The organism is Variovorax sp. P4_D9, assembly GCF_056401695.1.
Window position 1 is genome coordinate 1 of the sequence record NZ_JBFUIU010000455.1, and the last position, 7,327, is coordinate 7,327.

Consider the following 7,327-nt stretch of genomic DNA (forward strand, 5'->3'; position numbering starts at 1 on the left):
GCCCGGTGGGCTCTGGCCTCGTCCGCCCACCGTCGTAGCACGTGCGCCGCAAAAACCACATTGCACAGTGCAACTATGTCGGCGAGCGATCGCCGGATCAGGCAAAGAATGCGCATCATGCAGCACCGTGCATGGACAGGCAGTTGTGCTGCCGTGCTACTCCGACGCAGCTTTCCAGCCCGGCCTCGTTCTGTGGTTGCAAGTCACGCATGAGCGAGCGCCAGTCGTGAGACGACGTAGTCCTGCTGCGAGTCCGTCAGATCGGCACTCATTGGCAAGCTCATCACGCGCTTGCTCGCGAACAAGCTTTCAGGGAGGCCCTCCGGGCTGCCGAATTCTGCATAGGGCGCATGAAGGTGCAACGGCTGGGGGTAGTGCACTGCAGTGGGAATACCTTGCGCCGCAAGCGCAGTTTGAACCTGCGATCGATCTCGAACGAAGACTGTGTATTGGGCCCACACACAATCGCGGTCGGGCCGCACATTCAGCAAGCCCACTTCCGTGCCGGCTAGCAAAGTTTGATAACGAGCACCGATTTCCCGGCGACGCTGGATCTCCCACCCAAAGCGTTGCAACTTGGCGAGGACGACGGCGCATTGCAAGGTATCCATCCGCCCGCCGACACCGACTCGGGAGTGGGTGTAACGCGCGCTTTGGCCATGCACGCGAATCTCGCGGCAGACTTGAGCGAACCCGTCGTCACTCGTGAAGATCGCGCCTCCATCGCCATAGCAGCCAAGCGGCTTGCTGGGAAAGAAACTGGTGCATCCGAAGGTGCTGAGATTGCAGCTCTTCCGTTCCTTGTAACTCGCGCCAAAACTCTGCGCAGCATCTTCGATCACGGTCAAACCGTGGCGCGTTGCGATAGCGTTGAGTTCATCCATATCAGCGCACTGACCATACAAGCTGACGGGCATGATGGCGCGCGTTCGGTCGGTGATCCTTGCCTCGATCAGGCTTGCGTCAATGTTGCAGGTATCGGGTTCGATGTCGACAAACACCGGCTTGCCGCCCAGCAAGACAATCACTTCCGCTGTGGCGGCAAAGGTGAACGGCGTGGTGATGACTTCGTCTCCCGGCTTGAGACCCATTGCCATCAGCGAAATGAGCATCGCCTCAGTGCCGCTCGCGACCGTGACGCAATGGCTGGCGCCAACATACGCGGCTAGCCTGCTCTCCAGTTCTGCGACCTCCGGCCCCATGATGTACTGGCCGTGGTCGAGCACGCGCTGAATTCGCTCGTCGATCTGCGCCTTCAATGCCCTGTATTGCGCCTTGAGGTCCACGAACTCCAGCTTGTCGATCATGCCGATCCCTCGCCCGCCAGCGCACAAATGCCATCGCGCAACACGTATCTTTCCCCGGTAGCCGGACATGTCGCCAGTTCACCCGAAAACTCCAGCCGTTCGCCGCTTCGGCTCATCCAGCCCGCGAGTCGAGCAGGCACGCCGAGCATCAATGCGAAGTCCGGCACGTCGCGATTCACCACGGCGCCGGCGCCCACAAAGGCATAGCGGCCCACGATCACACCGCAGACAATGGTGCTATTAGCGCCCAACGTCGCACCCTGGCATACGAGCGTGCGTCGGTATTCGCCTTTACGGCTTACAGCCGACCGGGGGTTGTAGACATTGGTGAAGACCATGCTGGGGCCGCAAAAAACATTGTCTTCGAGCGTCACGGCATCGTAGACGCTGACGTTGTTCTGGATCTTGACGTTGTTGCCGATGCGCACGTCGTTTCCGACATACACGTTCTGGCCCAAGGAGCAATTCTCTCCAATGATTGCACCCGCGCTCACGTGCACCCAATGCCAAACGCGGGTTCCCTCTCCGACACGGGCGCCGGAATCGATGATGGCTGTTTCGTGAACCACAGCGCTCACACTGTCAACCGCTTCAGAAATGGATGACTGTCAGAATGCGAAGGGTTCGGTCGGCTGGTGCGAATGATGTGCACTGATTCAACCGCCTGGCGAGCATCCATCAAGCCATAGCCTCGGCCGGCCAGAATTTCGCGGTAACTCACGGTGTGGAGGTCCGTGAATCCTTCGGAAAATTCGAGCTCCTCGCCGTTCACGACGATGGATCGATAAGTCGTCCTTTTGCCCTTGACCTCATCCGGCAGATCGCTGGCATCGATGGACAGAAACCAGCGCACGCGAGCCCGCTCGTACTCAAGAAATCCGGCCGCCTTGTGGTCGCCAGAATGGTGAACCACAATGTTCTCCACGTCCCCAAAAATGAAGTGCAGCATGTCGAAGAAATGGACACCGATGTTGGTAGCCACGCCGAAGGACTTGCGTGGGTCGCCTTTCCAGCTCGCCGAATACCACTTACCGCGCGACGTGATGTAGGTCAGGTCCACATCGAACTTGGTGTCCGCAGAAGCGTTGGCAACCTTTTCACGCAGCCGGAGAATGGCGTCGTGGTGGCGCAACTGCAGGATAGTGAACACGCGTTTGCCGGTTTCGCGCTCAATCAACACCAGATCGTCGAGCAGGTCGGTCGACGGCACGAGCGGCTTCTCGCAAATGACGTCGCAACCCCAACGCAGCCCAGCCGCGATGTGTGGATGGTGCAGGTGATTGGGAGAGCAGACGGACACATAGTCCAGAGCGGACGATGGCGACCGCTTGAGCCGATGACCATGCTCATAGAACGATTCAAACTCAGTAAAAAACTCAGCATCGGGTGCAAGACTGTCAATGATGCCGACCGAGTCGTTGACGTCATAGGCCACGGCGAGCGTGTTGCCGGTGTCCTTGATCGCTCGCATGTGCCGTGGTGCGATGTACCCGGCTGCGCCGATAAGTGCGAAGTTCCTCATTTCTTCAGAGCCTGAACACCGTGAAGCCGGCGCTGGCTGCCTCATGACGATCGTAGAGTGACTTGACATCGGTCAGCACCGGCGCCGCATGACGGCAATAGCGCCGCAATGCCGAGGGCGTGAGTGCCCGGTATTCGGTATGGCCTACCGCGACGACCAATGCGTCCACCGGGTAATTTTCGTCGATCGTGCCAAGCTGCAGCCCGTATTCGTTCTGCACCTCGTCTTCGCTGGCCCATGGATCGGTCACGACGACTTGCGCGCCCCAAGTCTCCAGTTCGCGCACCAAGTCCACCACCTTGCTGTTTCGGATGTCCGGACAGTTTTCCTTGAAGGTGATACCCAGCACGCCGACCCTGCAGCGGGGGACGTCCATACCGGCCTGCAGCATCAGCTTGATCGTGTTTCGCGCCGCATAGCGGGCCATGTTGTCATTGATTCGGCGACCCGCCAGAATGATCTGCGGGATGTAGCCGACTTGTTCCGCCTTGTGGGTGAGGTAGTACGGATCGATCCCAATGCAATGCCCCCCCACAAGGCCGGGACGAAACGGCAGAAAGTTCCACTTGCTGCCTGCGGCTTCGAGCACTTCGAGGGTGTCAATGTCCAGTCTGTCGAACAAGACGGAAAGCTCGTTCATGAGTGCGATGTTGAGGTCGCGCTGCGTGTTTTCGATAACCTTTGCGGCCTCGGCGACCTTGATGCTTTGCGCCTTGTAGGTGCCCGCCGTCACGACCCGGTTGTACAGGCGATCAACGATCTCCGCCACCTCCGGGGTGCTGCCGCTCGTGATCTTGCGGATCTTCGCCAGCGTGTTGACCTTGTCGCCGGGATTGACACGCTCAGGGCTGTAGCCGCAATAGAAGCCTTCGTTGAAACGTTGGCCGCTGGCGCGTTCGAGCGCGGGCACGCAAACTTCTTCAGTCGCACCCGGGTACACCGTCGACTCGTAGATCACGATGGCGCCGCGGGGCATCACCTGGCCCACCGTTTCACTGGCATGCAAGAGGTGCGCAAGGTCCGGCCGGTTCGCGCTGTCGACGGGCGTTGGCACGGTCACGATGAACACATTGCAGTCGCGCAAATCGGCCGCATTCGCGCTGTAACTCAGCTGCATCGCGGCATGCAGGTCCTCGGATGGGACCTCCAGGGTTCGATCGCGCCCGGCCTCGAGCTCTTCGATCCGACGCTGATTGGTGTCGAAGCCGACGACCGGCATCTGGCGCCCGAAGGCCACCGCCAGCGGCAGGCCGACGTAGCCGAGACCGATAATCGCAAGCCTGATTTCCGCGTCCTTCATGCTAGGACGCCCGCGCCGCATCGGGCGTATAACCAGGCACCATCGTGCACAGCAGCGTTGTCATCGTTTCGACATCGTCGCTGCGGGCGGCGCTCAGAAGTCGTTGAAGGTGATCCTTGAGCACAGGCCATGCCATGAAATCTTCTTTCGCGCGAATGATCCGGGAATGTTCGGTGGGCAGTGGATTCTCTCCGATGAGAAGCTCTTCGAAGAGCTTCTCGCCGGGGCGAAGACCGGTGAAGGTGATGGCGATGTCACCGGTGGGACGCGTCGCATCTCGGATGGTGTGTCCGGAGAGCGCGATCATCCGCTTTGCCAGGTCCAGGATTCGCACCGGCATGCCCATGTCGAGCACGAAGAGGTCGCCGCCCTCGGCCATGGCCCCCGCTTGCAAGACGAGCTGCGCCGCCTCCGGAATCGTCATGAAGTAGCGAGTGACCTCCGGATGCGTGATGGTGAGCGGCCCGCCTTCAGCGATTTGTGAGCGAAACAATGGYACGACACTGCCGCTGGAGCCCAGCACGTTGCCGAAGCGCACCATCGAGAAGCAGGTCGCACGCGGCGCGCTCTCTCCCTCGACCTTGTGATTGGCACCGTCGTCGTACAGATGACCATCGCCGGCGGCGAGACATTGGAGCACGAGTTCAGCCACGCGCTTGCTGGCGCCCATGACATTGGTAGGTCGAACCGCCTTGTCCGTGGAGATCAGCACGAAGCGCTCGGCGGCCGCCTCTGTGGCCGCGCGCGCCATGTTCAGCGTTCCGAGGACGTTGTTGATGATGCCCGCACCGGGATTGGTCTCCACCAGGGGCACGTGTTTGTAGGCCGCTGCGTGATACACCACTTCAGGCCGATGCTTTCGGCAGATGGCGCTAATGCGTTCGAAATTGCAGACATCGGCCAGCAGCGGCAGCAGATGGACATCCGGTGCGGCGAGCCCGACCAGCGATACCAGTTCCTGGTGAATGCGGTAGAGCGCATATTCGCTGTGCTCGACCAGGATCAGTTGACTGGGGCCCACCCTCGCAATCTGACGGCAGAGTTCGCTGCCAATGYTGCCGCCGGCGCCGGTCACCAAAACCACTCTTCGCGCCAGGGCCCGCGCCAGCAATTCCGGCTGTGGCGCCACGGGGTCACGCCCGAGCAGGTCTTCGACGTCGAGATCGCGAAAGTCGTCGACCGTAACGCGACCGCTCGCGAGGTCCGCCAGTCCCGGGAGCGAGCGGATCCGAACCGGCAGGGACTGCAACTGCGCGATGATCTGATTGCGTCGGTCGCGACTCACGCTGGGCAGGGCAAGCAGGATATCCGTGACGGCGAGCCGACCGACGACGTCGGGCGCCTCCGATGCGGAAAAGACAGGCACACCGTTGATGCTCCCTTCGGATTTGCCGAGGTCGTCGTCGAGGAATCCCAGCAGCGCGTACTGCCGTGTGTTCGCAAGGGCTGCGGCGGTCTGGGCGCCGGCACTTCCCGCGCCGTAGATGAGTAAACGACTACCCGGCTTACCGGTTCTTGCCGCCAGCCAATGCCATGCGAGTGTCCGACTCGAACTGACAAGCAGCAAGAAGATGAGAGGCTGAAGAACGATGAGGCTGCGTGGAATTCCGCCACGGTGATACAGCCACCAAACAAAGGGCGCGAGCATCAGCCCATAAACGCTCACCGCCTTGCCGGTGGTTAGGATCGCAGCGATGCCCGTGTAGCGAAAAATGGCCCGGTACAGGCCGAATTTGATGAAGACGGGAATCGCCAGCAGTGGCGCGATCACATACATGGCCCATTCACCGCCCTCGGGTTGATGCCAGGTGTCCAGGCGGATCGTGAAAGCAAGCCAGGTCGAAAGAAGCACCAGGCACAGGTCGAGGCAGACGACCACAAGGCGCTTGTGAAACCGGGGCCAGCCAAGAATTGTTTCTTGCATTTGATTCAGATACGCTCACAGCGGCAGAACGTTCGCCATCGACGGCGATCATCGCGCCTCATAGTCCGCCCGCGGYGGGCAATGCGACCTCGCGGAATTCCGGATATTTTGCTTCGCTATCGGATCGCCACTCATCAAGCGCCTTGATGCAAAGCTTGGGCGTTTGAGTCTTGCAAAGCTTTGCGAGCACGACTGCCGCCGCTCTGGGTTGTCCATTGAGAGCCAACGCTTCTGCGTATTTGAAGGCGGTTCCGGCCCAGCCGTAGCGCTCCACGACGTGGCCCATCCAATCCAACTGATCCGCCGACATGCCCTTCGTCGGTGTAGTTTGGGCGAAGCGTGCTCGCGCTTGAAGTTGAGTCAAGACGAGGGTGTGCGATGGCGCCGCCTTGGCGCCGCCAATCCTCGACTGCTCGAGTCTGATCTGACGCCACGTCTCTTCGAACTGGATGTACTCGACACTCACCCTGAGGAACATCAGCAACACGGCCAAACCGGCGAAACCCAGGACCGGTCGAGGCAGGCTGAATTGCGCCCACCGCATACCATGCGTCCCCGCTTTCCCGTTCACGGCTCCCATGAAGAATCCGACCGGAAGCAGGAAATAGGCGTAGGCAAGCGGGTACTCGACCATCGCATGGCAGAAGACGGCCGCCACAGCGAGCAGCACGGACCAAGTCAGCGGATCACGACACGCGGCAATCCGACTCGCAAACCAGAGGAACAAGCCGACCGCCACGACAAGGGCGACAGGGAGCCCGTTCCACAACGCGATATCGAAAATCAAGTTGTGCGCGGAATCAAAGTAGTAGCGCGTAGCGGGAAATTCCAGCGCAGTCGCCTGCTGAGCCAGCGGAACCTGGTTCCAGCCATAACCCACCCAAGGAGAGCGGGCCAAGGCCTCAGCCATTGATTGCCACAGAGTCAATCGAAGGTTCTGGCCCATCCGTTCCCCTAGCGACGAGGCATCGGGAAGCAACAGGATCCTGTTCAGCGCCGGCCAAGCCCAGGCTGTCAATGCAAAGCCAGCAGTGGCCAGCAAGAGTGCCAGCGGTGTTGTTCGCAAAGCCACCCGCCGCCGCATAAGCCAATAGGCGGGCCAGGCAATGGCCAGTACCAGCAGCGGCGTGCGCGACTGCGTCATGCCTACGCCGAAAGCGAGTACGAGCACCGCGACCATGGCAACGGTCGCGCGAAGCGCTCGGCTTTCGAAAAGGAACGCCGTGCCGACGAGCCCAAGCGTCAAGAGGGTTGCCAGTTGATTGGGTTGGGAA

6 protein-coding genes are annotated in these 7,327 nt (G+C 60.6%); all 6 read right to left on the reverse strand.

Annotation, left to right across the window (positions count from 1 at the left end; all coding sequences use genetic code 11):
* Positions 1-203: 203 nt before the first annotated feature.
* Complete coding sequence (locus tag AC1DY5_RS34935) at positions 204-1,307, reverse strand: DegT/DnrJ/EryC1/StrS family aminotransferase (protein WP_478118983.1); 1,104 nt, start codon at positions 1,305-1,307, stop codon at positions 204-206.
* Positions 1,304-1,885, reverse strand: a complete 582-nt coding sequence (locus AC1DY5_RS34940) for an acyltransferase (protein ID WP_478118985.1) — start codon at positions 1,883-1,885, stop codon at positions 1,304-1,306. Before AC1DY5_RS34940 ends, AC1DY5_RS34935 begins: the two co-directional genes overlap by 4 nt.
* Entirely contained in the window at positions 1,882-2,829 is a 948-nt protein-coding gene (locus AC1DY5_RS34945) for a Gfo/Idh/MocA family protein (protein ID WP_478118986.1), read from the reverse strand. Before AC1DY5_RS34945 ends, AC1DY5_RS34940 begins: the two co-directional genes overlap by 4 nt.
* Positions 2,830-2,833: 4 nt before the next feature.
* Entirely contained in the window at positions 2,834-4,129 is a 1,296-nt protein-coding gene (locus tag AC1DY5_RS34950) for a nucleotide sugar dehydrogenase (RefSeq protein WP_478118988.1), read from the reverse strand.
* A 1-nt stretch (position 4,130) separates the two neighbouring features.
* Positions 4,131-6,053: a polysaccharide biosynthesis protein gene (locus tag AC1DY5_RS34955; protein WP_478118990.1), complete on the reverse strand. Its 1,923-nt coding sequence runs from the start codon at positions 6,051-6,053 to the stop codon at positions 4,131-4,133.
* A 58-nt stretch (positions 6,054-6,111) separates the two neighbouring features.
* Positions 6,112-7,327: PglL family O-oligosaccharyltransferase (locus tag AC1DY5_RS34960; RefSeq protein WP_478118991.1), on the reverse strand; the 1,216-nt coding region annotated here is incomplete at its 5' end.

Coding starts and splice junctions, on each gene's coding strand:
- AC1DY5_RS34935 (WP_478118983.1), bottom strand. CDS start 1,307: ATGATCGACAAGCTGGAGTTCGTGGACCTCAAGGCGCAATACAGGGCA.
- AC1DY5_RS34945 (WP_478118986.1), bottom strand. CDS start 2,829: ATGAGGAACTTCGCACTTATCGGCGCAGCCGGGTACATCGCACCACGG.
- AC1DY5_RS34950 (WP_478118988.1), bottom strand. CDS start 4,129: ATGAAGGACGCGGAAATCAGGCTTGCGATTATCGGTCTCGGCTACGTC.